A 26,833-nucleotide genomic window follows, 5' to 3' on the forward strand; every position below is an offset into this window, starting at 1 on the left:
GGACGCAGCTGGCGCCCCGGCCCCGGTGCGGTCCGGCCTGCGGCCCGCCGCCATCAGCCGGCCGCCAGGATCTGCACGCCGTGCGCCATGAGCCGCTCGACCACCGGATGGCCGGGGCCGGCGTCGGTGATCAGGCCGCTGACCTCCGCCCAGGGCAGGACCCGGAAGCGGGAGGCGGTGCCGATCTTCTCGGACGAGGCGAGGATCCAGGTGTCCGCGGACCGGGCGGCCAGGGCCCGCTTCATCGCGGCCTCCTCGGCGTCGCCGGTGGTCAGTCCGGCCTCCGGGTGGACGCCGCTGACGCCGAGCAGGCACAGGTCGGCGGAGACGTTCTGGGCGGCCTCGACCGCGGCCGCGCCGCAGGCGACCGCCGAGTGCTTGAAGACCCGGCCGCCGAGCAGGAAGACCTCGGCCAGCGGATGGCCGAGCAGCGCGGCCGCGATCGTCGGGCTGTGGGTGATGACGGTGCAGGCCAGGTCCTGCGGGAGCGCGCGGACCACGGCCAGCGCGGTGGTGCCGCCGTCGAGGATCAGCGCGCCGCCGGGCCGCACGAGGGCGACGGCCGCCGCGGCGACCTTCCGCTTTCCACCGGGGGCGACGGCCTGCCGGGAGGCGTAGTCCGCGGCGGCCGGGGAGACGGGCAGCGCCCCGCCGTAGACGCGCTGGCAGAGTCCCCCGGCGGCGAGGTCGCGCAGATCGCGGCGCACGCTGTCCTCGGAGATGCCCAGGCCGGCGGCGACGTCCTTGGCGACGATCTTGCCCTCGCGAGCGAGCAGGCCCAGCAGGTGGTCGCGCCGTTCAGCAGCCAGCATGCACACTCTCTCCCGTTCTTGCACGTTTCTGCGTGTATCGTAGCGCGCCATGACCGACAAGCCGATACCCGTCCCCGCCGCCGGCCCGTACCGCCCCGGCGTCGACACCCCCGACCACCGCGGGCGTACCGGACTCGACCGCGCCGGGCGCGATCTGGACCGGAACCCCGATGTGGTGGTCCGCGACGTGGAGCTGACGTCGCAGGGCTGGCACGTGCTGCGCCGCACCACCTTCGACTACCGGCGGCGGGACGGGCGCTGGGTCACCCAGCAGCGCGAGACGTACGACCGCGGCAACGGCGCGGTCGTCCTGCCGTACGACGCCGAGCGCGGCCGCGTGCTGCTCACCCGTCAGTTCCGCTACCCGGCCTACGTCAACGGCCACCCCGACGGCATGCTGATCGAGGCCGCGGCCGGGCTGCTCGACGGTGACGCCCCGCTCGCCGCCGTCCGGCGCGAGGCCGCCGAGGAACTCGGGGTGACGCTCGGCCCGCTCACCCACGTCCTCGACGCCTACATGAGCCCCGGCTCCGTCACCGAACGCCTGCACTTCTACGCCGCGCCCTACACCCCGGCCGACCGGACCGGAGAGGGCGGCGGGCTGGAGGAGGACGGCGAGGACATCGACGTCGTCGACGTGCCCTTCGCCGACGCCCTCGCCATGGTCCGCGACGGGCGCATCGCCGACGGCAAGACCGTGCTGCTCCTGCAATGGGCCGCCCTGGACGGACCCTTCGCCGCCGCGGCGGCCACCCGCTGACCGACCCCGGCCGGACCCGCTCCGGGGACGGGCGGTCGTCCGGCTACTGCACCCTGCCAGGGCCCCTCAACTCCGGTGCCTGGCGCAGGATCTCCAGTTCCAGGTGCTGGAGCGCGGGGCTGGGCGAGATGCCCAGGTCCTCCACCATGGTCTTCTGGTGGTCCCGCAGCACCGACAGCGCGTTGGCCTGCCGGCCCGCCCGGTACAGCGCGAGGCTCAGCAGTTCGCAGCCGTACTCGCGCAGCGGGTGGGCCTGGGTGAAGGCCACCAGTTCGGGCACCGCCAGTTCGTGGTTGCCCACCGCGATCAGCGTCGCACAGCGGCCCTCGATCATCGACAGGCGCAGCTCCTCCAGGCGTACGGCCGCCGGTGTGACGTGCCGGGCCGCCACCTCCGCGTACGCCTCACCGCGCCACAGCGCGAGGCCGGCCTCGAACGCGTACAGCGCCCGCTGCGGATCGCCCCGGTCCAGCGCCCGCCACCCGGCGGTGGCGCACTCCCCGAAGCGGTGCGCGTCGACCTCGACGGCCCGGCTGTCCAGCAGATAGCTCCGGCCGCGCGTGCACAGCACCGTCGACGGGGCGCGCGGCGCCCGGTGCGGTTCCAGCGCGCGCCGCAGATTGGCGATGTAGGCGTGCAGCGAGGTGGTCGCCGACTGCGGCGGCCGGCCGTCCCACAGCGCTTCCGCCAGGACGTCGATCGAGACCGGCTGGCCCACCTGGCTCACCAGCAGGGCGAGCGCCGCACGCTGCTTGGGCGTGCCCAGGTCCACCCACCGGCCGCCGACGGCCACCTCGATCGGGCCGAGGACCCGGATCTCGACCTCGGCGGCGGTGGGGTGCGGGGCGCGGGCGGGTCCGTCCCCGGCGCCCGGCGCGGGGCGGCGCGCCGGATCGGCCGGGTCCTGGCCGTATCCGGCGGCGCCCTCGAAGCGGCCGTCCCGCTCCGAGGGGCTGACGTCGAGCTCCAGCGCCTTGCTGGCGTACTGCTTGAGCGTCTCGTTGGCCCGCCGCAACTCCCTGACCTCGCGTTCGAGTTCCGCTATGCGTTGCGCGCTGCCGGCGCTCCCCCCGCTCTCCCGCGTCCCCGGCGGTTCCGCGACGGCCTGTGGTACGCGTCCCCCGACGGCCACCGGGGCGGCGGTCAGGGTGCCGCGGCGGTCTTCTCTGTCCATCGTTGTCGCACGCATGGATACTGCCCCCGTAAGTTGTGTGCGGTCGCTCACCGGCCGCTGAGCGTGGACACCCGGTCGTCGTGGTCGCCCGCCGCCGGCAGGGCGTCGTCCGGGTGCAGGAAGAGCTTGCCGGGCCACCACATCCAGCGGCCCACGTCCAGGGTGAGCGCGGTGACCAGCACCGAGCGGACCACGAGGGTGTCCAGCAGCACCCCGAAGGCCACCGCGAAGCCCAGTTCCGCCGCGAAGACCAGCGGCAGTGACGCCATCGCCCCGAAGGTGCCGGCGAGCACCACGCCCGCCGAGGTGATCACCCCGCCGGTGGAGGACAGGCCGGTCAGCGCGGCGCGCCGGGTGCCCTGCCGCAGCGCGTCCTCGCGGATCCGGGTGACCAGGAAGATGTTGTAGTCGATGCCCAGGGCGACCAGGAAGACGAAGGCGAGCAGCGGGAAGGACGCGTCGGCCCCGGCGAAGCCGAAGACGTGCTCGAACATCAGGCTGCTCACCCCGAGGGCCGCGCCGAACGACAGCAGCACCGTCGCCATCAGCAGCAGCGGCGCGACCACCGCCCGCAGCAGCGCCGCCAGGATGAGCAGCACCACCACCAGCACGAGCGGGATGACCACCATGTTGTCGCGGGCCGCCGCGTCCTCGGTGTCCACCATGACTGCGGTGCTGCCGCCGACCTGCGCGTCCGCGCCGTCGATCCGGTGGACCGCGCCGCGGGCCCGGTCGACGGTACGCATCGCCGCCTCGCTGCTGGGCTCGTCCTTCAACTGGGCGAGCAGGACCGCCCCGTCGCCCTTGACCAGCGGGTCCGCGACGCCGGCGATCCCGGGCACCCCGGCCAGCGCCGCCTTGACCCGGTCGGCCGCGCCGGCCCTGGCCACCACGTAGACGGGGTCGCCGGATCCGGCGGGGAAGTGCTCGGCGCGAATGTCCTCGCCGACCGCCATCTGCGGTGTGTTCGTGAACTGGTCCTTGTTGGCCAGGCCGGAGGCGTCGAGCCCGAGGGTGCCCAGCGCCAGGGCCCCGAGCACGAGCACGGTGCCCGCCCACACCAGGCGCGGGCGGCCGGAGACGGCCTTCCCGACCCGGCTCCAGACGCTCTCCTTGCGCGTCGCCCCTGCGTTGCCGTACACCGGTTTCACCGGCCAGAAGACCCACCGCCCGCAGACGACCAGCAGGGCGGGCATCAGGGTGACCATGGTGAGCAGGCCGACCAGGATGCCGATGGCGCAGGCCGGGCCCATGCCCTTGGTGGAGTTCAGGTCGGCGAGCATCAGCAGCATCAGGCTGACGGCGACGGTCGCCGCGCTGGCCACGATCGCCGGGCCCGAGCGGTGGAGGGCCTCCGCCATCGCCTCGTGCCGGTCCTCGTGGCGCAGCAGTTCCTCCCGGTAGCGGGAGATCAGCAGCAGGGCGTAGTCGGTGGCGGCGCCGAAGACGAGCACGGTCAGGATGAAGCTGCTCTGCTTGTTGACGACCAGCCCGGCGTGCTCGGCCAGCAGGTAGATCAGCGCCTCCGCCACGACCAGGGCCACGCCGACGGTGAGCAGCGGCAGCAGGGGCAGCAGCGGGCTGCGGTAGGTGGACAGCAGGATCACGATGACGACCAGCGCGGTGATCGTGGTCAGGGTGCCGCCGCCGCCGAACGCCTTGATCGAGTCGGCGCCGTAGCCTGCCGGTCCCGCGACGTGGAAGCCGAGGCCGTCAGGTCCCTGCCGGCCGACCTCGGTCATCCGGTCGACCACCGTGCCGAGCCCTTCCCAGCCGGAGTTGTCCTTGTGAACCTGGACGACGGTCTGGATGGCCTTGCCGTCCTGGGACTCGACCGGGCCCTGCGGGGCGCCCACGACGTTGTCGATGCCCTGGAACGCCTTGGCGTCCGCCCGCGCCTTGGACAGGTCGGCGGCGGTGACCCCGCCGGCCCGGTCGTAGACCACGATCGCGGGCACGGTGTCGGCGGGCATCAGCTTCTCGGCCCGCTCGACGACCGCGGTGGACTCCGCGTTGCCGGGCAGCCAGGCCGAGTTGTCGTTCTGCTCCGCGCCGGAGAGCTTCCCGGCCAGCATCAGTGCGGGAACCAGCAGGACGGCCCAGATCGCGAGGACGACCCACTTGCCCACGCTTCCACTGGGCAAGGCGGCCAGTTTTCGCATCATGCCGGTTCCTCCGTGTGGTGTGGGGGTGAGAGGTGGTGCGCAGCGGGATTCCAGGGCGCCCGACGAGGTGTCAGGAGGTCCGGACACAGGTCGGACGCCGGTCACCGCGCTGCGGGGAGCACGGCCTGCGGGTCGGCGAGCCGGGCGCGGACGTGCCCGAGGGCGAGCAGCACCGGGATGTCGGTGAGCAGCGGGAAGTGGTAGGCGAAGGGGCGGGGGCCGACCATGTCGGGCGGGCCGCCGTAGCTGCCGTCGGCCTTCTGCCGGGCGAGCAGCCACGTCAGTGCGCGGCCGAGGGGCCGCGGGTCGTCGGCGTAGCAGAGCGCGATCAGGCCGTAGGCGGTGCTGACGTCGTCGCTGGGGTCGCCGGGCTGCATGCCCCAGCCGCCGTCGGTGTTCTGCGTCTCGCGCACCGTCTGCTCGATCCGCGCGGCCATGGCGGCGGCGCGCGTGTCGTCCTGGCCCGCCGTGCAGGCGGCGAGCCGGACCCGGAAGAGGCTGTGCAGGCGGCTGCGGCTCCAGCCCGGCTCGAAGCTGCCGTCGGCGTGCTGGCTGTCGGCGAGGAAGGCCAGCGCCTTGTCCCGGACCGGCGCGGTGGCGGGGTGCGGGGCGAGCGCGCAGACCGCGGCGGCCGTCATGCACGGCTCGGAGGAGGCGCCCGCGACGTAGGTCGGGAAGCCGCCGTCCGCGCCCTGCACGGCGAGCAGCGCGTCCACCCCGCGCCGCACGGCCCCGGCGTGCGTGACCGGGTCGACGGCCTGGAGGAGTTCCAGGGCGCAGGAGGTGTCGTCGACGTCGTTCTGCGCGACGAGCGGCGACATCGACCAGCCGCCGGTCAGCGGCGCGCCGCGGGAGAGCGAGCGCAGCCGGGCGCCGCCCTGGTGGGCGCCGAGCATCGCCGTCATGCGGCGCAGCAGCGCCGGGTCCGCGCCCGCCGCGTGCAGGGCGAGACCGCCGGTGGCCGTGCACCAGTTGTCCATCGCCAGCACGAACGGGAAGCCGCCGTCGGGGCGCTGATGGCGCAGCAGTGTCTCCAGGCCGCGCCGCACGGTCTCCTCCTGGCCGGGCACCCCGGCGAGCGCGTGCAGCGCCAGCAGGTGCATCAGCGCGTAGCCCTCCCAGACCGTGGTGGCGGGGTCGGTGGCCAGCAGGGTGCCGAGCGCGGCCTCGGTGGAGCGGTTCCTGACGCCCATGGCGCCGGCCAGGATCAGCGTGATGGACGCCTGCTGCACGGCGGCCCAGGAGTGCAGCGGGTCGGTGGGGGCCTGCCCGCCCCCCGGGAGTTCGGCGTCGGCCGGCAGCGGGCAGCCGAGCACGCAGAGCACCGCGTAGACCATCAGGCGGCGGCGGACGGAGATGAAGCCCGGCGCGGCGGCCAGGACGCCGGACGCCAGGGTGCCGACGAGCGCGCTGTCGCCGCCGGTCTCCCGGCCCGCTGCCCCCCCGACGGCCAGCGAGGCGAGCACCGCGTCAAGCCGGTCCGCGGACTGCCGGTGGGGACGCAGGTAGGCCAGGAGGCGGTCCCGGGCCGGGGAGTGGGCGCCGGTCCGCGTCATCAGCGAGAGCGCGAGCGCGGACTCCAGCACCCTGCTCTCGCAGTGCCCGCGCAGGGCACCGTCGGGATCGGCTCTGCCGCTGACGTACGCGACCAGCCGGGACGTGGCCCGGTGCACCACGTCGGGGTGGATCTCCTCGGGCAGTTGCAGCGCGGCCGGCCGCGCAGGGGTGGCGATCTTCATGGAGTGCTCCTGTCTGGGCCGGACCGAACCGGCCGGAATGGCCTCATGGCACGACGACCGGCCCGGCCCCGCGGGAGGGGGATCCCCGCGCGGGGCCGGGCGCCGGTCAGCGGACGCTCTGCGCGAACCGGAAGAACCGGTACGGGTCGTACTTCTCCTTGACCCGGGCCAGCCGCGCGTAGTTCTCGGCGTAGTAGGAGCGCCGCCACCCGGTCAGGCGCGGGTCGATGAAGTTCTGGTAGGTCTCGCCGTTGGAGTACGGGTCGATCACCGCGAAGCCGCCGTCGACGTAGCTCCAGGCGGCGGCCTCGGCCTCCTGGGAGATCGGCGCGACGGCGTCCGAGGTGAGGTAGCTGACCGAGAAGAGGCTGTCGCGGTGGACGTAGGCGGTGGCGTCGCGGGCCGGGGTGTTGGCCTGGCCGCCGAGGGCGGAGATCTGCAACTGGCGCATCTGCCCGGCGAAGCGGTGCGCGTCGAAGGCCTCCAGTGCCTTGGCCCAGCCGTCGCGCGGCATCGACCGCTCGAACAGGCGGCTGCGCCAGGCGCCGAACGCCGGGCGCTGGATCCGCCCGCCGGGTGAGGTGTCGACGCGGTGGCACTGCTGCACCGACAGTTCGGTGCACTGGTAGAGCTGCATCAGGACCGACCGGTAGGGGGCGGTGAACTTCTGCTGGAACACCGGGGGCCGGCCGACCAGCGAGGTCAGGCGGGCGATCTCGGTGTCGAACCCGGGGCCTGTGTCCACCGAGGCGAGGAAGACCGAGGCGGTCGGCACGGTGCCGGGGCCCGCGTCGGTGAGCGTGACGTTGACGCCGCTGCCGATCGTCCAGGGCGCGTCGGGCAGCCAGCGGGCCCAGCCGTCCAGCATGTCCAGGGCGTGGTCGAAGGTCCACACCAGGTTGACGGCGGCCACGTTGGTCAGCGGCGAGGGGGTGACGTCGTAGGAGGTCACGATGCCGAAGTTGCCGCCACCGCCGCCGCGCAGGGCCCAGAACAGGTCCCTGTGGCTGTTCGGCGAGGCGGTGACGGTCCGCCCGTCGGCCAGGACCACCTGCGCCGAGGTCACCTTGTCGGAGGCGATGCCGATGCTGCGGGTGAACAGGCCCATGCCGCCGCCCTGGAAGAACCCGCCGGCCGCGACGGTGGGGCAGTAGCCGCCGGAGATGCCGAGGCCGGCCGGCGCGAGGGTGTCCATGATGTCGATGAGCTGGGCGCCGGGCCCGATCTTCACCGAACCATTGCCGGGCACCACGGAGTTGAGCCGGGAGACGTCGATGACCAGGCCGCGGGTAGTGGAGTAGCCGCCCGCGCTGTGGCCGCCGCTGCGCGCGGCGACGGGGATGCCCTGGGCCTCGGCGAAGCGGACGCACGCGGCGGCGTCGGCGGCCGAGGCGCAGTAGGCGACCGCCTTGGGGCTGGTGGCGTCGAACTGGACCTGGTAGAGCTGCTTGGCCTTCTGGTAGTCCGCGTCGGACGGGAGCACCAGGTGTCCCTGGAGCCGGTCGGCGAGCCGGCTCCACTTGGTGCCCGAGGCATTGGCCTTGGCCTGGGTGGCGCCGGCCAGCGCCGTCGCGGCCAGCGCCGCACCACCGGTGCCGGCGAGGAATGACCTTCTGTTGATCATGCTGTTCCTACCGTGTTCTTCAGGGCGTTCCTCAGGGAGGACGCCTGATGGGGCGGCTTGATGGGCGGGGCGGTGCGCGGGGTCACGGGACCTGGTGGCCCAGGACGAGGGAGAGCGCCTCGGTCAGGGCGCCCGCCGGGTCCGCCTCGGTACCGGTGGCGCGCCAGGCCACGTGCTGGTCGGGCCGGACCAGGACGGCGCCCGCCCCGCCGGTCTCGCGCAGCCGCTGCCAGGCGCCGTCGGCGTCGGCGTACTCGGCCCCCTCGCCGATCAGGACCGCGGTCACCGGGACGGAGAGCTTCCCGGCCGCCAGCGCGGCGGCCTCGGCCCATGCCGCGCCGTCCGCCCCGGCGATCAGGACGAAGCCGGTGCCGGACCCGACCAGGTCGTGGGTGGACACCCGCCGGCCGTCCCGCTCGATCCACGCGTGCGGCAGCAGATGACCCGGGCGGGTGGTGGGCCGGTACACGTCGCCCAGCGGCGACCGGGCGGGCGGGCGGCTGCCGTCCGGGACGACCGCGCCCTGCTCGTAGCCGAATCCGGCCTCCACGCCGAGCGCCTGGCACTCGCCGCGGTGGGTGGCGAAGATCTCCGCCGCGCGGGCGCGCTGCGCGGCGCCGGCCGGGGTCGCCGCGAAGTAGCCGAAGAACATCTGGGTACGGCGCTCCGGCGGCACGTGCGGGCCGAGGCCGAGGGCGGCGTCGATGACCACCTGGTGGTGCGCCGCGGCGGACATCGCCCAGCCCAGGTTGTGCCGGCCGACGGGCAGGCGCTCGGCCTCGTACGCGTCGAGCAGGCTGTCGCCTGCACTGCCGGACAGGACCGCGGCGAGCTTCCAGGCGAGGTTGTGCGCGTCCTGGATGCCGGTGTTCAGGCCGAGGCCGACGGCGGGAGGCTGGCGGTGGGCGGCGTCGCCGGCCAGGAACACCCTGCCGTACCGGTAGCGCTCGGCGAGCACCGCCTCCACGGTCCAGCTGGTCACCTCGTGCAGGGTCAGCTCCAGCTCGGGCAGGCCGAGCACCTCGCGGATACGGGCGGTGACCGCCTGCTCGTCGGTGCGGTCGATGCCGGTGAGGGGCAGGTGCAGGCCCCACTCCTCGCAGTGCCTGCCCCAGGTCGGGCCCATCTCGATGAGGGCGCTCGACAGGTCCGGGCGGTAGGGGTTGAGGAACCAGGTGATGATCGAGCCCTCGTTCCACCACGGCGACAGATCGGCGGAGAAGTACGCCGTGGTGGCGTCGAACAGGGCGGGCAGGCCCTCCATGCGCACACCGAGAGCGGAGCCGACCGTACGGCCGCCGTCCGCCGCGATCACGTAGCGCGCCCTGACCGTCGTGGTCTCGCCGGTCCCGGTGGCGCGGATCTCGGCGGTGACGCTCCCGGCGTCCTCGTCCTCGGCCAGCGACACCAGCTCGTGGCCGAACAGGATCCCGCCGGGGTTGCGCTGCTCGGCGTGCCGGTGCAGCACCGGTTCGAGGCGCAGCTGCGGCAGCTTGACCGGAAGCACGGGACCGGCCGCCTCGTACGCCTCGCGCAGCGCGCCGCCGCCGAAGCCGTCCATCTCGTGGATGACCCGCCCGTCCAGCGGTCCCTGGCCGGTGAGTGTGGTCTGCCAGCGGACCGTGCCGAACTGCTCGGGCCCGGCTCCCGGTCCTGACACGTCGTCCGCCAGTCCGTGCTGGCGGAAGACCTCCATGGTGCGCTGGTTGAGGTAGTGCGCCTTCGGCAGGCGCGAGGTGTCCGCGCGGCGCTCCACCAGCAGATGGCCGACGCCGTGGTCGGACAGGAAGACGGAGGCGGACAGGCCGGTGCCGCCGCCGCCCACGATCAGTACCGGGACTTCTACGGTGCCCAAGGTTTCGTCCTTCCGGAAGTGGGGCCCGAGGGGCAGGCAGCATCCAACTTCCGCCGTGCCGTGGAGAGGTGAGGAAGACGAGCGACGAGAAGGGAGCCGAGGAGAAGGGCGGGCGGGGCTAGACCGGGTCCGCGAGGGCGCCCTCGGGCAGCTGCATGATCTCCGGCACTCCGGAACCCCACCGGTAGTAGGCCTGGAGCTTGTAATATTCGCCGTCGGGCTGGGAGGCGACGGCGTAGACGAACTTCGTGTGCGGGTCGGCGCGCCGCACGTGCCGCACGAACAGCTCGATCCGGTCGTCGAGTTCGACGGGGAGACCGGACGGGTCGGTCGTCGCCACGGCGAAGCTGATCCGCTCGATCGCCGGGTTGTCCCAGCTGAGGGTCACGTAGAGGCCGAAGATCTCGCGGCCGAGCCGGAGCATCTGCCCGGTGGGCTCTGCCTGGCCGATCTCGCGGAGCATCGACCGCAGCGACTCGGGGGCGAAGCCGTCGGCGGGCGGCTCGCCCATGTAGATGTTGACGGTGCGGTGGCGGTAGTCGATGCCGATCAGGCCCACGGTGTCGCCCAGGCCGTGCCGGGCGATGAAGTCGAGGCTCCGGCCCAGGCCCGGCGGCATCGACGGGATGCCGGCCAGCTCGGCGACCCCCTGGAGGGCGGTCCTGGGCAGCACCACCCAGATCTTCTTGAACCCCCCGACGACACCGAAGTCGATGCCGTAGCCGTCGACGGGGCAGTGCTCGCGGATGTCCGCGAGCAGCCGGGAGACAGGGTGGTCCGTCCTCTCCAGCAGCCCGCTGCCCACAGCGAGTTCGTACGGGTCGACGTCCTGCGGCACCGTGAACCGGCAGTCCAGCTCGCCCGCGCGCTCGGCGCCGGTCGAGACCCGGAACGCGACCACCGCCTGGGCGAGGTCCCCCCCGTACAGGTTCAGGATGCGCAGCACCGTGTCGCGCGGGTACTCCACCTCCAGCAGGCCGGCCGCTTCCTCGATGGCCGAGTGGAGGGCCTTCACCGCGTCTTCCTGAGTGATCAGCGCCGCCTCACTCATGGCGGTCACCATCCATAGGCTTCATGGCGGGCAGCCTCAGCCACCGATCTTGAACAGACCTCTCACATGGCTTGTCGCCGGCTTGGCGCGGGGTCGCCAGCGACGGTCGCCGGGTCACCGGGGGAGTTCCGTTCGGGGCAGCTCGCCCGCGTACAGCAGGACCAGCGGGTGGAAGCGGTAGCGGTCCTCGCCGAGGGCGCCGCCGGGCTCGGAGGAGAGCAGGCAGGCGTCGACGAGTTCTTCCAGGGCGCCTTCCGCCTCGGCCAGGCCGGTCACCTCGCCCGCGAGCCGGGCGGTGAAGGGGCCGGGGCCCAGCGCCGCGAGCCAGGGCAGGACGCCCGCGGTGGCCGGGCTCAGCCGGGACAGGGCGCGGTCGAGGGTGCGGGCCAGCGCCAGGCCGCCGTAGGAGAAGGCGGCGAGCCGGGAGCGCGGGTCGGCCAGCTGGGCGGCGAGCCGGGCCACCGGCCAGTGCGGGCGGGCGGCGAGCCGGGCGCCCACGATCCGCACCGCCAGCGGCAGCCCGGCGCAGTAGCGCACCAGGTCGCGTGCCGCCGGGAGTTCGGCCCGGACACGGTCGGCGCCCACGGTCTCGGCGAGCAGCGCCACCGCGTCCTCGTCGCCCAGCGGTTCCAGCGGGACGGTGGAGGAGGCGGGCACGGTCACCAGCCGGGTCCTGCTGGTGATGAGCAGTGCGGTGTCCGGGCTCGCGGGCAGCAGCGGGGCCAACTGCGCGTCGCTCGTCGCGTCGTCCAGCACGACGAGCAGCCGGGAGGCGGCGGTCCTGGCACGGTAGCGGCGCACCAGGTCGCCCAGTTCGTGCCCGGCCGCCCGCCCGGCGTCCGCGGTGTCCCCCAGCGCCGAGAGGATCTCCGCGAGCACGGCCGCGGGAGGGCGGGCGGCTCCGTCGGCGTCCTGGAGGTCGGCGTGCACCACCCCGTCGGGGAAGGCCTGGGCGCAGCCGTGGGCCACTTCGGCGGCCAGGGCCGTCTTGCCGCTGCCGGGCATCCCGGTGACCAGCGCCGCCCTGAGCCGGGAGCCCTGGCCTGAGGGGCGGCGCAGCAGCAGCGACCTGAGCCGGGCCGCCTCGGCGGTGCGCCCGGTGACCACCGCTGCCCGCACGGGCAGCAGGACGAGCGGCTTGCGCCGGGCGGCGGCGCCCTCGCCGCGCAGCATCCGCAGATAGGCCTTGCTGAGCTGCGGTCCCGGCACCACGCCGAGCTGCTCGTCGAGGATCCGGCGGCCCTCGCCGTACACCTGGACGGCCTCCGCCTGCCGGTCGCAGCGGTGCAGCGCCGTGATGAGGTGGGCGCGCAGATTCTCCTCCATGGGGAAGCGGGCCACCAGGGAGAGGAGTTCGGGTACCAGGGAGCGGTGCCGGCCGAGTGCCAGATCCGCCTGGATCCGGCGTTCCAGTGCCTCGGCCCGCAGGAATTCCAGGCGTGGCCGCTCGAACTGCAGGAGGTGCTCGCTCACATTGTCCAGGGCGTGGCCGCTCCAACAGCCGAGCGCGCTGCCGAGCAGCCGGCCCGCCTCCTCGTGGCGGTTCTCCTTCAAGGCCTGGCGGCCCAGCCGGTCGAGCCGCTCGAAGCAGAACAGGTCGACCTCGGCGTCCTTGACGTCGAGGGCGTATCCCGGCCCTTTCCGGGATATTTGCGCCGCTTTCCCGAGGACTTTTCTGAGCCGGGAGACATAAGTGTAGATCTGGGAGTTCGAGGTGTGCGGCGGCGCGTCCCCCCACAGCGCCGCGCTCAGCCGCCCGTCGGCGACCAAGGCGCCCCGCGCCAGCAGCAGTACGGCGAGCACAGTGTGGATCTTCGTCCCGGGCAGCGGGACCGCCGTACCCGCACGGGTCACGGAGACCGGTCCCAGCAAACGGAATTCAAGCATCCCGGGCGCTTCCGGGCCCGGATCGTTCGGTTCCGCGGTCCCATCGGCGGGCCGTACGGCCACACCACCAGAGTTCAGCACAGCGCAATCCCCATCCCCCGGACATCCCCCGGCAAAGTTCTCCTCATAACCTTATCCGCCAGGACTTTCCCTGCATTATCGAGTCGATTTCCGACAGTCGAAATCGCCGGGAAATCACACCAAAAGCGACCACCCTTAGGCTGCCCTCAGAGAAAGCCGTCAGGGCGTTTTCTGAGAACACTACGGGGAGTCATTCATGCGTAAGTTCACTACGGGTGCGGTAGCGTTCACCACCGCCGCGCTGGTTTTTCTTCCACTGCTTCTCGCCGTGGGCGCCGGCCTGCGGACCGGTGATCTGCCCTGGACGTGACGACGCCCGCGGGGGCCTGATCAGCAGCCGTGGAGCAGGCGGGCCAGGACCAGCCCCTCGATCGGGCTGTCCGCGTCGTGCGACCCCAGGACCTCGCGCAGCCGGCCGGCCCGCCGTACCCACACCGGCGCGTTGAGCGTGCGGAATTCCTGCTGGGCCCACTCCAGGGGCGCGTCGGCGCCGGTACCGCCGCAGATCGCCTCGGCGCAGGCGAGGTTGGTGGTGATCCTGGCCTGGAGGAACCGGTCGTTGACCTCCTCGGCGGCGCGCAGCGCCCGCAGCAGGCTGGCCCGCGCCTTGTGCGGCTCGTTCTGCCGCCACTGCGCCTCGCCGAGGACGCACAGCCCGTGGGCCTCACCCAGCCGGTCGCCCTGACCGCGGGTGAGGCCCACCACGTCGTGGCAGACCCGCTCCGCCCGCGCCGACTGCCCGGCGCCGAGCAGCGCCTCGGCCAGGCGGTAGAGGTTCTGGGTGCGGCTGCGCAGTGATCCGGCCTTGTAGCTGACCTCGATCGCCTGGTTGCTCAGCTCCACACCCCGCTCGGGATTGCCCTGCTCGATCTCGATCTGGGCGAGCAGCCCCAGCGCGTGCGAGAGGCCGGAGGAGTCGCCGGCCCGCCGGAACAGCACCAGGGACTCCTCGCAGCAGCGGGCCGCCTCGGCGAGGTCGCCGGAGAAGCGGGCGCACACCGCGAGATTGCGCCGCACGATGGCCCGGCCCTGGGTGTCGTCGCTCTGCTCCAGGTGGGTCAGCGCGGTCAGCAGCCGCTCCCGCGCCTCCTCGTAGCGGCGCTGGTAGATGGCGAGCGTCCCCAGGGAGCGGAGCATGGTGCCGGCGCCGCGGGTGTCGCCCGCGCGCTGCGCGCCCTCCAGGGCGCACTCGGCCGTCCGCCGCCAGTCCTCCAGGTAGTTGCGCGTCTCGAAGAAGGGGACGGAGCCCACCGCGAGGATCCAGGCGCGGCCCGCCTGACCGCCGCGCGCGGCCTGCGCCACCAGCGCGCCGAGCAGTTCCCGCTCGCCCTCGAACCACTCGATGGGGTCGGCGACCAGCTCGCTCACCGTCTCGCCGGGCACCTCCGCGGTGTGCGCCGGGACGTGGGGGGCGCCCTCGCTCCTGCCGTACAGCTGCTCCCCGGCCGCGTACACCAGCGTGAGCACGGCGGAGAAGACCCGGTCCAGGGTCTGCTCGCGCTCCTGCGCGCTGTCCTCGGCCAGGCAGCGCTCCTGGGCGAACAGCCGCATCAGGTCCTGGATACGGAAGCGGGTCCCGCCGCCCCGCGCGGGGCAGCTCTCCAGGAGCTGCGCGCCGGCGAGCTGGTGGAGCAGCTCCTGCGACACACCGGGGGTGACACCGAGGACGGGGGCGCCGATCCAGGCCGGGACGTCGGGCACGTCCAGCATGCTCAGCTGCCGGTAGAGCCGCGCCGCCTGCACGGAAAGCGCCCGGTAGCTGAGCCACAGGCTGGAGCGCACCCCGCTCTCGCCGGGGCTGACCACGTCCAGGCGCTCGCGGCGGTCCTCCATCCGCGCCGCCATCCGGCGCAGCGACCAGCGGTGGTCGGACAGCAGCCGGGTCGCGACGATCCGCAGCGCCAGCGGCAGCCGGTCGCACAGGTCCACCAGGCGCCGCGCCGCCTCCGGTTCCGCCGCCACCCGGCGGTCGCCGATCGTGGCGGCGAGCAGGTTCAGGGACTCGGCCGGGCTCATCGCGTGCAGTTCGACCCGGACCGCGGCGAAGGCGCCGGCCAGCCCGCTCAGCGGGTCCCGGCTGGTGAGGACGGCCCGGGCAGGGCCGCGGCCGGGCAGCAGCGGGCGGATCTGGTCCAGGGAGCGGGCGTTGTCCAGGACGACGAGCAGCCGTCTGCCGTCGAGGGCGGCGCGGTAGAGCGCGGCCCGGTCCTCCAGGCCCGCGGGGATCGAGGCGCCGGGCACACCGAGCGCGCGCAGCGCCCCGTCCAGCGCCGCCCCGGGTGTGACGGGGCCGCCGTGCCAGTGCGGGCCCTGGAGGTCCAGGTAGATCTGGCCGTCGGGGAAGCGCTCCGCGACGCGGTCGGCCCAGTGCAGGGCGAGGGTGCTCTTGCCGACCCCTGCGGCGCCGCAGACCGCCGCGATCCGCACCGGCAGGCCGCCGCCGTGCACCGGCACCGGCTGCACGAGCCGTTCGAGCAGGTCGAGTTCGGCCTCCCGGCCGACGAACGGCTCCGGCGGCAGCGGGAGTTGCCGGGGCACGGCGTCAGGAGCGGCAGCGGGGACCGCGGCCCGCACCGGGGCGGGACCGTCGCCCTCCAGCACCGTGCGGTGCAATTCCTGCAACTCGGCGCCCGGTTCGACGCCCAGTTCCGCGATGAGGATCCGGCGCCCTTCGCGGTAGCAGTCCAGCGCCTCGGACCGGCGGCCCGACAGGTGGTAGGCCCGCATGAGGACGGCGCGGGCGTGCTCGCGCAGCGGGTGCTCGGCGACGACAGGTGCCAGGTTCGCCACCACCGACCGGTAGCGGCCCTGCTGGAGCTGGACGGCGGCGTACTCCTCGGCCAGGTCGATCCTCAGCTCGGTGAGCCGGCTCACCACGCCGGTCAGGGCGCCGCCGTCCAGGCCGTCGAGCACCGGCCCCGACCACAGGGCGAGGGCGTCCTCGAAGCGGGCCGCCGCCGCGCCCGGGTCGCCGGCCTCGGCGGCGGCTCCGGCAGCCGCGGCCGACTCGTACAGGTCGGCCACATCGACGTAGTGGCCCTCGGTGTGCAGCACATAGCCGGGCAGCACCGTCTCGATGAGGCCGTCGACGCCCGCCTCGTCGCGGAAGGTCTTGCGCAGTGCCGAGACGCAGATGGCGATCTGGTTGCGCGCGGTGACGGGCGGGTCACCGTGCCAGACGGCGTCCGCCAGGGATTCCACGGAGACGACGCGTCCCGGGGTGAGCAGCAGAACGGCCAGAATTGTGCGCTGCCGCGCGCTGCGCAGCGGCAGTGAGCGACCGTCCACGCTCACTTTCAGCGGGCCCAGCACCTGAAATGACAGCCAGGGCGACACACCGTCCCCTTCCCGGCGGAGCATACGCCCCGCCCCCCCGCGGGAGACATTGCAGAGACATTGTGTGTACAAGTTCTGGTCACGACAACACAGTTACGCCACCCCTCACGCTACGTGCCGGTCACCTGGTCGGCTCCCTGCGCGTCTTCGCGGGCATCACCACGTTCCGTCACATCACGGCCAGTGCTTGTCCACCGTTTGGCGTACGCCGCTCAGGCGGGCGGCGATCTCCTTCCGCAGCCGCTCGCCGCCCCCGCCGTTGGCGAGCACGACGAGGCCGCGGCCGGTACGCAGCCGGAGCGCCGACGCGGCGTAATGGCCGGCCGAAGCCGCCTCCTGCCCGAACTCCGTGTCGGAGCCGAGGATGTCGGCCCTCGTGTCCAGCCCGTAGCGGCTGTCCGGGCTCGGGGTCAGCATGCGGGCCGCGGTGTCCCGGCCGAGCAGGGCGAGCGGGGCGCCGAGCGCGGAACGCCGGATCTCCAGCGCCGCCCTGGCCAGGTCGGCGGCGGTGGTCCACAGCCCGGCCGGGTCCGCGGCCGCGGCGGCGCCGCCGAGGGGGCGCCCGGCGGTGTCGTGGCCGACGCGGGCCGCAGGGGCGCCGGTCCTGCCGTTTCCGCGCGGCGGCGGTCCGCCGAAGCAGCTGTCGTCCAGGCCGAGCGGCCCGAGCACCAGCCGCCGCATCAGCGGGCCGAACGGCTCGCCCGTGGCGTCCTCCAGCAGCGCGGGGAGGCGGTCGGCGCCTTCCGCGCGGCGGTGCCCGAGCAGGTCCGCCAGGGTGACCGGGGTGTCCCCCGGGCGGCCGGTCCCGGCGTCCAGGGCGATCAGCCCCTCGTCCACCAGGCGCAGGGCGCCCAGGGCCGTGAGGTGCCGGCTCAGCCCGCCCGCGGGGAAGGCGGTGCGCGGGGTGACCGGCCTGCCCTCCCCGTCGGTTCCCGCGGCCTCGACCGCCACCAGGCCGCCGCTCTCCAGTACGGCGACGGACGCGCCCGGCACCCGGCACGCCGCGAGCAGTTCCGCGAAGGCGCGCCCGCCGAAGGGGGCCGGCCGGCCGGCGGGTGCGGGCCGGCGGGGGACGGCCGGCCCGCACCGCCCGTGCGGTCCGGGGCCGGGCAGCGCCGCCAGGTCCACCCGCCCATCGGCGGCGCGCGGCACCTCGTCGAGCAGGGCGAGGGTCGCGGGCACCAGGTGTCCCGGCAGCCGCCGCCGGCAGTGGGCCGCCAGCGCCGCCGCGTCCAGGCCCTGCGCACCGGGGCGCGGCACCACGTAGGCGGCCAGGTGGACATCGCCCGCCGCGGCCCGCACACCGATGACGACGGCCTCGCCGACGCACGGGTGGTCGTGCAGCGCCTCCTCGGCCTCGGCCGGGTCGGCCCGGTGGCCGCGGACCCACACCTGCCGGTCGGCGCGGCCGAGGAGTTCCACCTCCCCCGCCGCTGTCCGGCGCGCCAGCTCCCCGGTGCGGTACATCCGCGTCCCGGCCGGGCCGTACGGGTCGGGGACGAACCGCTCCGCCGTCAGCGCGGCCCGGCCGTCGTAGCCGCGGGCCACCCCGGGACCGGCCACGTAGAGTTCGCCCACCGCGCCGGCCGGGACCCGCCGGCTGGCCCCGTCCAGCACCCTCACCTGCGCGTCCGCGCCGGGGGGCACAGGGTGCAGGCAGCCGCCGTACGACGTCTCGGCCGTCCCGTACGCGCTGAGCAGCCGTCCTGGGCCGAGGAATCCGGCGAGCCGCGCCGCCGCCGGCCCCGGCGCCCCGCCCGCGACCACGAACGTCCGGGCCAGCGCGGCGACCCGCGCCTCGCCGCATTCCCGTACGAGCAGGTCGAGATGGCCCGGCGTCAGCTCCAGGAAGCCGAACGGCCCGCTCGCCGCGAGCCACTCCCCCACGTGCGCCAGGTCCAGGGCCTGCGGTGCGAGCAGCACCCGCTGCCCGGCCCACAGCGGTGCCCACAGGGCCGTCGCCGTCAGCTCGGAGGCGACCGACGCGAACACCGCCGTCCCGCCGCGGCCCGTACCGGTCAACTCCCGCTCCGCCCAGGCCACATGGTGCGCCAGGCCGCGGTGCGTGACGGCCACGGCGTGCGGGCGCCCGGCCGCCGAGGGCACATGGGCCACGCACGCCACGTCGTCCGGATCCGGCGCCCCGGCGAGCGGCCCGCCCGGGTGCAGGGCCAGCGCGCCGCAGACCTCGGGATCGTCCACGTGCACGACCTGCCCCTCGAACCCGTCGGGCCGGTACGCCGCCTCGGTGACCAGCACCCGCGCCCCGGCGTCGGCGAGCAGCCAGCGCAGCCGGGCCGCCGGGAATTCCGGGTCGAGCGGCACGCATCCGGCGCCCGCCTTCCACACGCCCAGCGTCACCGCGTGCAGGTCGGCGCCCCGGCCGAGGAGGACCCCCACCAGCACGCCGCGTCCCACGCCCCGTAAGCGCAGGTGGCGGGCCCAGCGGTTCGACGCCGCGTCGAGTGCGCCGAAGGACAGGGCGAAGCCGTCGCCCTCCACGGCGACGGCATCCGGATTCCGCCGCGCCTGCCGCCCGATGAGCCCGGGGACGCAGGCGCCGCCGGTGTCCCCGCCCTCCGGCTCCGCTTCCCGCGTCGCCGCCCCTTCCGCTTCCGCCGCTTCCGCGCGGCGGCGCAGACTCGCCGGGCGCAGGTCGGCCCACAGTTCCTGGACGCGGGCGAGACAGCGCTCCCGCGATCCGGTGGTCCCCTCGGCGTGCCAGCCGGCGGGCAGGTCGCGGTCGATCCACCAGATCGAGTGCTGCCCCTCGCTGTTGAGCACGACGCACCGGTCCGCGGGGGCGGCGGTCTGCGGTTCTGACAAGGTCGCTCCTGTCGGGTCCACGGGCGCTGCCTGGTTCGGCCGAACCGAGCCACCCTGCCCGGGCGGGCCATACACGACCTATACGGGTACTTCTGGCGGGCTGGTCTTTCCGGCAGCCGGCTTCCGGCCGGTCCCCGGCGGCACGGGCGCCCGGCCGCACGGCGGCGGTCGGTGCGGACTCCGCAAGGGCCGCGGCGTCCGGTTCCGCAAGCGCGACCGCCCCTCCAGGCAGCGGACTTTCCCGCCGAACCCGATTGCCGCTCCAGGAAAGCGAGTTGTCCACCCTGGGGTGGCGCCGAGGGGGCAACCCGGTACGATCATCGGCGCGCGGGGCATCCAAGCCCCCGGCAGCGCCATCGCATGGTGCTGCGCAACGGCTATCAGGCGTTCGAGATCATCGGCAGACCGGGCTGCCGATCGATGTCACCCACCGCGCCGCTGACTTGTCCTTCGCTGACTCCTCGTACCAGGAGAACGGTGTCCCGCAGCGGGGTGCCCAGCGACACTGTTCCCACGGAAGCGGAGAAATCGTGCACGCCGCCTATGTCACGGTCATCATCCTCGGCGCGGTCTTCAACGGCGCCGCCGCCGTCACCTACCTGATCGGCCATGAGTACCCCAAGACCCAGGCGGACATGAAGGGCCTGCCCCGCAAGTGGGTGCCGGTGCTCGGCTCGTTGCTGGCCGCGGGCACGCTGGGGCTGCTGGCCGGGTTCGCCGTGCCGGTCCTGGGCACCCTCGCCGCGATCGGCCTGGTGCTGTACTTCATCGGCGCGATCATCGCCCACCTGCGGGTGGGCTCGCGCGACATCGTGGGCGGCATCGTGTTCCTCGCCACCGCGGTGGCCGCCCTGGTCCTGGGCCTGATCGAGCACGGCGCCTGGTAGACCGCGGCGGCCCTGCCGCCCGCCTTGCTGGACCGCCGCCCAGCGGCTCGTGGGCGGCGGGCGGTCAGGGGACGAGTTCTGACAGGCACGAAGGAAGCCGGGTGCGGCGGCGGATGCCGAGTTTTCGGTAGGCGCGGGCCGCGTCGGCGCGCCAGGGCACGGCGGACGGGCAGTCGGCCTCCCAGAGCCTCGTCAGGTGTCCAGCCGGAATGTCCCGTCGGCAGTCCGACGAACTGCTCGCGGCCGTCCGTGCTGATCCGGACGGCGCGGCAGGCCCGTCCGGATCGGACAAGCGGGCGAAGCTGAGCGCCATGGCCGTCCTGGTGCAGGCGGTGGGCCTGCTGCTCACCGCGGCGGCCGGGAAAGCCGAGTCCGGCGCCGCGCACACCGCACGCCTGGCCTCCGCGATGGCCGGTGTGCCGGCCGCGGAGATGGCCGAGCAGCTCAGCCGCGACGCCCTGGAGATCCTCGGCCCCGCGGCGGCCCCGTCCGCACCGGACGCCCCCGGCGCGGGCGTCTTCGAGCAGGGCCTGCGGCTGCCGGTCCTCGCCTTCCTCGGCGGCGGAACCGACGACGTGCAACGCGGACTGGTCACCCGCGGCCTCGGCCCGAGCTGAGGACGCCCGCTATCCCGCGGGGCCGGCCGAAGGGCCGAGTGCTCCGGCCGCGACCAGGGCGATGATGGCCGCGCCCACCAGGACCCGGTAGACGACGAACGGTGTGAAGCTGTTGTGCGAGATGTACTTGAGGAACCAGGCGATGGCGGCGTAACCCACCGCGAAGGCGATGACCGTGGCCAGCAGCGTCGGACCCCAGGCCGGTGAGGGTCCTTCACCGATCTTGGCCAGCTCCAGGCCGCCGGAGGCCAGCACCGCCGGGACGGCGAGCAGGAAGGAGTAGCGCGCTGCGGCTTCCCTGCTGTAGCCGAGGAAGAGCCCGGCGCTCACGGTGCCGCCCGAGCGCGAGACGCCCGGGACCAGCGCGAGCGACTGGGCGAAGCCGTAGATCACGGCGTGCGGAAGACTCAGCTCGCTGATGGGCTTGGCGTACCGCACGGCCCGCGAACGGTCCGCGACACCGAGGACCAGGCCGAAGAGGATCAGGACGGTCCCGGTGATCCGCAGGTCGCGCAGGCTGGTCTCGATGGGGTGCTGGAACGCGGCCCCCAGCACGGCGATGGGGACGGTGCCGACGATGACGAACCAGCCCATCCGCGCGTCGGGGTCCTTCCGCCGCTCCGGTACGAACAGCGACGCCGTCCAGGCGCTGACGATCGAGGCGATGTCCCGCCGGAAGTAGATCAGCACGGCCGTCTCCGTGCCCAGCTGGGTGACCGCCGTGAACGCCGATCCGGGATCGCTCCACCCGGCCAGCGCGGAAACCACCCGCAAGTGGGCGCTGGAGGAGATCGGCAAGAACTCGGTGAGCCCCTGCACCAAGCCCAGCAGAGCGGCTTCGAACCAGGACATCAAGGGCGCGCTCCACAGGCGGTCGGCTCTCCCCGGCCGAGCTGTGGCCGAACATGATCAAGGCTAACGCACCCGCGACCAACGGCTCTCCGCCCCCAGCCGCCGCCGGACCGCGGTACGACGCGGAGCGCGGCGTCCGCCCCGCCGACCGCCTCCGCCGCGGGACCCCCCACCACGTCGTCCGCCGAGCGGCCGAACAACGACGCGGCGGCCTGGCTCCACGAGCTGACACGGCCGGCGTCGTCGGCGGTGAACAGCGGCTCCGGCACCTGTCCCGTCTCCACGTACCGATCATCGGCGCAAGAGCGCCACGGCGCAGAACCCGGGATCCCCGTGACGACCGCCGCCCGTGGGGATTCTCCTGTCGCCCACCGCCGTCCGAACCGCGCCCCGCTCCGAGGGGCCGGCTATCGGTCGAGGAGCGGTGAGGTGGCGGCGGTCGCGGCGGCCGACTCGCGGGTCCGGCGGTCTGCGGCCGGTGAGCGGTCCGGCGGCCGGACCGCGGGTCCGGGGACCGGTGACCGGTACGGCCGGTCCCCGGACCCGGCGCGGTGCGCACGACCGGGACGGCGGCCTCGCGGTCGTACGACCGGGAAGGCGCCCTCCTCAGCGCAGGGCCACCAGCGGCGCCGCCGACATCACCGCCACGAGAGCCGCCGCCAGCGCGATGATGATCCGGCGCTGTCCGCGCAGCCGGGCCCGGTCGGCCGCCGCCGCGCGCCGCCGCTTGCGCCGCGCCTGTGCGGCGGCGTCGAGGAACTCCCTCTCCCGCACCGTCGGTTCGTGGCCGTCCCGGCCGCACAGGTCATGGGCCTCGGCGAGGTCCACGCCCCGGTACAGGCGCTCGGGCGGGCGCCCGTGCGCGTGCCAGGCGCGGGCGGCCTCCGTCAGGCGGCGGTGCACGCGCAGGTTCTGGGCCTCCGTCTCCGCCCATCGCGCGAGGCGGGTCCACGTCCGGGCCACGGCCGCGTGCGCCCACATGGCGCGGTCGCGGTCGAGGGTCAGCGCACGGGCGCGGGCGAAACGTTCCAGCACGGTCCTGGTCGCCGGGTCGTCGTCCAGATCCGACAGCGCGACCGCCGCGGGTCCCGGCCCGGCGGGCGCCTCGGCGGCGGCCAGCCGCAGCAGGACCGAGCGGGCCCGGCGGTGCAGCGCCTCGGGCAGGTCCGCCCAGGCGGCCTCGGCGCAGCGCGCGGCCACCCCGTCGATCCCGCCGACGGCACGCAGCACGGACAGGCTCAGCACTCCCCCGTCGCGGCGCAGCCACACCTCGCGCAGCGCGGCCGACACCAGCGGGAGGGCGCCCGGCTGGCCCGCCGCCGCCGCGACCAGGACGGCGACCAGGTCCTCCTGGGCCGGGCAGCCGGCCCGGGCCGCGGGCTCGGTGACCGCCCGGCGCAGGTCCTCGGGCGCCATCGGCCCGACGACGAGGGGGTCGTCGAAGAGGGCGGAGGACAGCAGCGGCCTGCCGAGCCAGCGGTCGTAGGCGTCCGCGCGGGTGCAGATGACGATCCGCCGGCGGCCGGCCGCCGCGGAGCCGAGCAGGTCCAGGAAGCGGAGGCGTTCGGCGGACGAGCGGCACAGCGTGAACAGCTCCTCGAACTGGTCGATGACCACGACCGACTCGCTGTGCCCCGGGGACGGCCCGGCGCCCGGCCGGGCGAGCCACCGGCCGGCCTTCCGCAGCGGGTCGGGACCCGGGGTGAGGACGACGACGGGACCCGGGTGGCCCTCGGCCCGCAGCAGGGCGATCAGCCCGGCGTTCAGCAGGGAGGTCTTGCCCGCGCCGGACGGCCCCGTCACGGTGACGACCCGGCGGTGGCGCAGCCGCTCCCGCAGATCGGCGGTCAGCGCCTCGCGGCCGAAGAACCACTCCGCGTCGTCGGGCCGGAAGGGCGCCGCCCCGAGATAGGGCACGGCGTCCCCGATCCCGGCCCCGACCCCGTCCGCCGGCAGCCCCGCCCGGGAGCCGGGGGCCGGGATCGCGCCGCCGCAGGCCTCCCCTTCCGCCGGGGCCGCGCCGCCGCCTGCCTCCGCTGCCGCTCCGAGCGCGTCGGCCACGTCGTGCCAGCGCAGCCGCCACGCCTCCACGTCGCCGCCGCAGCCCTCCACGTAGGCGATGGTCACCGCGAGCGTGGGCAGCCGGCGACCGCCCGCGGCGACCGAGAGGCTGGCGGCGGAGGCGTGGGCGCGTACGGCCAGCTGCCGGTAGCTGGGCGCGCCCGCCTTCGATCGCAGCTGCCGCAGATCGGCGGCGAACCTCAGCACAGGGGTGTCCCCGTCTTCCAGCGGCCGTTCCTGACGTGGCACCGGAACCCCTTTCCCGGCCGCCGTCCCGGGGGGCGGCGGCGCTGGGGACGTCCGACGGATCTGCGGTGGCGTTTCGTGCGGCATCCGAGCGGCTCCGCCGCGTACGAGAGCGTCCCCACACGGTACGCACAACGCTGTGAACGGCGGCATCGTGGATTTCGCCAATTCTGCGAGCGCATGACTTGACCCGTGATCACATGGAATATACCCATCCGGGTGTTCACCGTTGTTCGAGGTTGATGTTCAGCGCGTCCGGCGGGCACCTGAACAACGCGATATCCGGTAGTCATGAGACGGCGGAGCGCCGAACACCATTGCCGGCCGCCGCCTGTTCGCCCTCCAAGAGCGCGTCGCCTTCGTCGGGAGATCCCCATGAAGTTTTCCCGGTACTGCCGCTCACTCCTGTCCACACCCGGCACCGCGGTGCACCGGTATGCGAAGTGCCATGACTCCGGTGCCGACATCGCCATGGTGGACCTGGAGGACTCCGTGCCGCCGCAGCGCAAGGAGGAGGCCCGGCGGCTGGCCGCGGACTTCTTCGCGGACCCCGGCGGCCCGGCGCGCCGGGCGATCCGGATCAACGCCGTGAGCGAACCGGACGGCCTGCGCGACCTGCTCGCGCTGCGGCACTACCCGGTCAAGCCGGCCCTCGTCCTGATCCCCAAGGCCGAGTCGGCGCGCGACATCGAGATCGTCGAGCACGCGCTGGCGCCGACCTGCCCGGACACCGAGTTCTTCGCCGTGGTCGAGACACCGCGCGGGCTGCTGAACACCGCCGCCATCGCCGCCGCCTCACCTCGGCTGCGGGCGGTGGTCTTCGGCTCGGCCGACTACGCCTTCGCGGTGGGCGCGCGGCTGACGTGGGAGGCGCTGGCCTACGCCCGGGCCACCGTGGTCAACAGCGCCCGGGCGGCCGGGATCGAGGTCATGGACGCCCCCTACTTCGAGGCCCTCGACGTCGAGGGGCTGCGCCACGAGGCCGCCGCGGCACGCGACTTCGGCTTCAGCGGCAAGGTCGCCGTCCACCCCCGGCAGATTCCCGTCATCAACGAGTCCTTCTCCCCCGGTCCCGGACTGCTGGACCACGCGCGCAGAGTCGTGGCCGCGGGGCGGGAGAACGGCAGGGACGCGACCATGGTCGACGGCGCGATGGTCGGAGCGCCCTTCTTCGAGGCGTCCCAGCAGCTGATCGAGGAGTTCGGCTAGCTCCGGACGGGCGCCGGCCGGACGAGCGGAAAGCCTCCGCGACCGCCCTGCACCCTCCCCCGGCCGTACCCGTACCCGCAGCGGTGTCCGCGTCCGTACGCGCCAGGGCCGTACGAGGAGCCCGCGGCGTCCGCGCGCCGACGCCCGCCACGCCCGCCAACCGTGCCGCCGCAAGACCACGTGCCGCCGCGCACCGCACGGCAGCACCACGCCATGAAAGCCCACCGGTGCATCCGCACACCCCTCGCCAGGGAGTTGTCCGACATGACGCAAAGCCCCCCGCTCGACATCACCGGCCCCCACCGGCACCGCAACAACGCCACGATGCTGGAGGTCGCCGACCCCGCGTGGCGCAAGGCAGCGGACGCCGGGCTCATCGGCATCCATGTCGACACCCCCGACGCCAACAACCGGCTCGTGGTCAAGGAGACCGGGCACGAGTTCGTCAACATGTGCTCGGTCGGCTACCTGGGGCTCAACCACCACCCGGCGGTCATCCAGGGTGCCATCGACGCCCTCCAGGAGGCGCAGGCCACCTGGCTGGTGGTCTCGACCACCCGGATCCGCCACAACCTCATGGTGCAGATGGAGGAGGAGCTGGGCGAGTTGTTCGGCGCGCACGTCCTGCCGGGCACCTCCTGCACCGCGCTGACCGCGGGCATCCTGCCGCTGATCGGCTCGGGCCACCTGGGCGGCGACGGGCAGCCGCGTGTCATGGTCTTCGACCGCTTCTGCCACTTCTGCATGTCGTACGTGAAGCCCGTGTGCGCCGAGGAGACCCTGGTCCTGACCTGCGACCACAACGATCTCGACCAGCTGGAGAAGATCTGCCGGCAGTACCCGCGGGTCGCGTACGTGGCCGACGGGGCGTACTCGATGGGCGGGGCGACGGCGCTGGCCGGCCTGAAGGAACTCCAGGACAGGTACGGGCTGTTCCTCTACATCGACGACTCGCACTCGCTGTCCCTGGTGGGCGAGCACGGCGAGGGATTCGTCCGCTCGCAGCTGGAGATGAACGACCTGACGGTGATCGTCGCCAGCCTGGGCAAGGGCTTCGGCACCGGCGGCGGCATCGCGATGCTCGGCAGCCGCGCGATGTTCGAGTTCCTGCACCGGCACGCGGGACCGGTGGGATGGTCGCAGAACATGTCGCTGCCGCTGGTGGGCGCCTCGCTGGCCAGCGCCGCGATCCACCGCTCGCCCGAACTGGGCGAACTCCAGCGCCGGCTGCACGCGAACATCGACCACTTCGACCGCGTCTATCCCACGCCCTTCGCGGGCAACGGACTTCCGGTGCGGCGGATCACCGTCGGCGAGGCGGACGACGCCGTCCGGCTGTCCGCCGAGCTGTACCAGCGGGGCTTCTACAGCTCCGCGGTCTTCTTCCCCATCGTCCCGCGCGGCGAAGCGGGGCTGCGCATCATGCTCCGCTCGGATCTGAGCACGGAGAAGATCGACGAGTTCGCGGGCAGCGTCCGGGATGTGATGGCCGCCCTCTGAGCGGCCGGCCCGGTCCGCCACACCCCATCCGACCCGCCGGCGCGATCCGCCGGCCCCTCCCGCGGCGGACGCCCGAACCCCGATCCGCCGAGCCGACTCCCCGTGAGAGGACGCGCACATGGACGACGTACGCACCACGGACGCCCCCGCC

18 protein-coding genes are annotated in these 26,833 nt (G+C 74.2%); 5 read left to right on the top strand and 13 right to left on the bottom strand.

All coding sequences use genetic code 11. The features are described 5' to 3' along the window. Positions 1-53: 53 nt before the first annotated feature. On the bottom strand, positions 54-812 hold the full coding sequence (locus tag V7E46_RS05530; RefSeq protein WP_333767353.1) for a DeoR/GlpR family DNA-binding transcription regulator: 759 nt from the start codon (positions 810-812) through the stop codon (positions 54-56). A 49-nt stretch (positions 813-861) separates the two neighbouring features. Between V7E46_RS05530 and V7E46_RS05535 the strand changes: the two genes are divergently transcribed. After that, positions 862-1,572, top strand: coding sequence for an NUDIX domain-containing protein (locus tag V7E46_RS05535; RefSeq protein ID WP_333767354.1), 711 nt, complete (start codon positions 862-864; stop codon positions 1,570-1,572). 43 nt (positions 1,573-1,615) lie between these two features. Here the strand turns inward: V7E46_RS05535 and V7E46_RS05540 are convergent, their stop codons facing one another. The 9 genes from V7E46_RS05540 to V7E46_RS05580 all read right to left on the bottom strand — a co-directional run bounded on the left by V7E46_RS05540 (position 1,616) and on the right by V7E46_RS05580 (position 19,310). Then, complete coding sequence (locus tag V7E46_RS05540; RefSeq protein WP_333767355.1) at positions 1,616-2,746, bottom strand: AfsR/SARP family transcriptional regulator; 1,131 nt, start codon at positions 2,744-2,746, stop codon at positions 1,616-1,618. 47 nt (positions 2,747-2,793) lie between these two features. Further along, a complete protein-coding gene (locus V7E46_RS05545) occupies positions 2,794-4,911 on the bottom strand; it encodes an MMPL family transporter (protein WP_333767356.1) in 2,118 nt (705 codons plus the stop codon). 101 nt (positions 4,912-5,012) lie between these two features. Further along, complete coding sequence (locus V7E46_RS05550) at positions 5,013-6,650, bottom strand: prenyltransferase/squalene oxidase repeat-containing protein (protein ID WP_333767357.1); 1,638 nt, start codon at positions 6,648-6,650, stop codon at positions 5,013-5,015. A 106-nt stretch (positions 6,651-6,756) separates the two neighbouring features. Continuing rightward, positions 6,757-8,274 (bottom strand): FAD-binding oxidoreductase, encoded by a 1,518-nt coding sequence (locus tag V7E46_RS05555; RefSeq protein ID WP_333767358.1) that lies wholly within the window; start codon positions 8,272-8,274, stop codon positions 6,757-6,759. Between the two features lie 82 nt (positions 8,275-8,356). Further along, entirely contained in the window at positions 8,357-10,129 is a 1,773-nt protein-coding gene (locus V7E46_RS05560) for an FAD-dependent monooxygenase (protein ID WP_333767359.1), read from the bottom strand. A gap of 118 nt (positions 10,130-10,247) precedes the next feature. After that, positions 10,248-11,180, bottom strand: a complete 933-nt coding sequence (locus V7E46_RS05565) for an aromatic prenyltransferase (RefSeq protein ID WP_333767360.1) — start codon at positions 11,178-11,180, stop codon at positions 10,248-10,250. A 114-nt stretch (positions 11,181-11,294) separates the two neighbouring features. Further along, positions 11,295-13,067 carry an AfsR/SARP family transcriptional regulator gene (locus V7E46_RS05570; protein WP_333767361.1) on the bottom strand — a complete coding sequence of 591 codons (1,773 nt, stop codon included), beginning with the start codon at positions 13,065-13,067 and terminating at the stop codon, positions 11,295-11,297. A 411-nt stretch (positions 13,068-13,478) separates the two neighbouring features. Beyond that, on the bottom strand, positions 13,479-16,436 hold the full coding sequence (locus V7E46_RS05575) for an AfsR/SARP family transcriptional regulator (RefSeq protein WP_333767362.1): 2,958 nt from the start codon (positions 16,434-16,436) through the stop codon (positions 13,479-13,481). 222 nt (positions 16,437-16,658) lie between these two features. Beyond that, positions 16,659-19,310 (bottom strand): AMP-binding protein, encoded by a 2,652-nt coding sequence (locus tag V7E46_RS05580; RefSeq protein ID WP_333767363.1) that lies wholly within the window; start codon positions 19,308-19,310, stop codon positions 16,659-16,661. A gap of 530 nt (positions 19,311-19,840) precedes the next feature. Between V7E46_RS05580 and V7E46_RS05585 the strand changes: the two genes are divergently transcribed. Continuing rightward, the gene (locus V7E46_RS05585) at positions 19,841-20,197 is read left to right on the top strand and encodes a DoxX family protein (protein WP_329172706.1); all 357 of its coding nucleotides are present in this window, start codon (positions 19,841-19,843) and stop codon (positions 20,195-20,197) included. A gap of 209 nt (positions 20,198-20,406) precedes the next feature. After that, positions 20,407-20,814 carry an acyl-CoA dehydrogenase family protein gene (locus tag V7E46_RS05590; RefSeq protein ID WP_333767364.1) on the top strand — a complete coding sequence of 136 codons (408 nt, stop codon included), beginning with the start codon at positions 20,407-20,409 and terminating at the stop codon, positions 20,812-20,814. A 9-nt stretch (positions 20,815-20,823) separates the two neighbouring features. On the opposite strand, the gene V7E46_RS05595 is transcribed toward V7E46_RS05590, so the two are convergent. The 3 genes from V7E46_RS05595 to V7E46_RS05600 form a co-directional block, all read right to left on the bottom strand. Further along, positions 20,824-21,666, bottom strand: a complete 843-nt coding sequence (locus V7E46_RS05595) for an undecaprenyl-diphosphate phosphatase (protein ID WP_333767365.1) — start codon at positions 21,664-21,666, stop codon at positions 20,824-20,826. Next, complete coding sequence (locus V7E46_RS33825) at positions 21,666-21,950, bottom strand: PAS domain-containing protein (RefSeq protein ID WP_443054000.1); 285 nt, start codon at positions 21,948-21,950, stop codon at positions 21,666-21,668. The genes V7E46_RS05595 and V7E46_RS33825 overlap by 1 nt, the downstream gene beginning before the upstream one ends. A gap of 322 nt (positions 21,951-22,272) precedes the next feature. Then, positions 22,273-23,976: an nSTAND1 domain-containing NTPase gene (locus V7E46_RS05600; RefSeq protein ID WP_333767366.1), complete on the bottom strand. Its 1,704-nt coding sequence runs from the start codon at positions 23,974-23,976 to the stop codon at positions 22,273-22,275. 372 nt (positions 23,977-24,348) lie between these two features. Between V7E46_RS05600 and V7E46_RS05605 the strand changes: the two genes are divergently transcribed. Beyond that, positions 24,349-25,182, top strand: coding sequence for an HpcH/HpaI aldolase/citrate lyase family protein (locus V7E46_RS05605; protein ID WP_329172744.1), 834 nt, complete (start codon positions 24,349-24,351; stop codon positions 25,180-25,182). A 264-nt stretch (positions 25,183-25,446) separates the two neighbouring features. After that, positions 25,447-26,682 carry an aminotransferase class I/II-fold pyridoxal phosphate-dependent enzyme gene (locus tag V7E46_RS05610; protein ID WP_333767367.1) on the top strand — a complete coding sequence of 412 codons (1,236 nt, stop codon included), beginning with the start codon at positions 25,447-25,449 and terminating at the stop codon, positions 26,680-26,682. The last annotated feature ends 151 nt before the right edge of the window (positions 26,683-26,833 follow it).

The sequence above is a fragment of the Streptomyces sp. IBSBF 2435 genome (assembly GCF_036815005.1).
Taxonomy (GTDB): Bacteria; Actinomycetota; Actinomycetes; order Streptomycetales; family Streptomycetaceae; genus Actinacidiphila.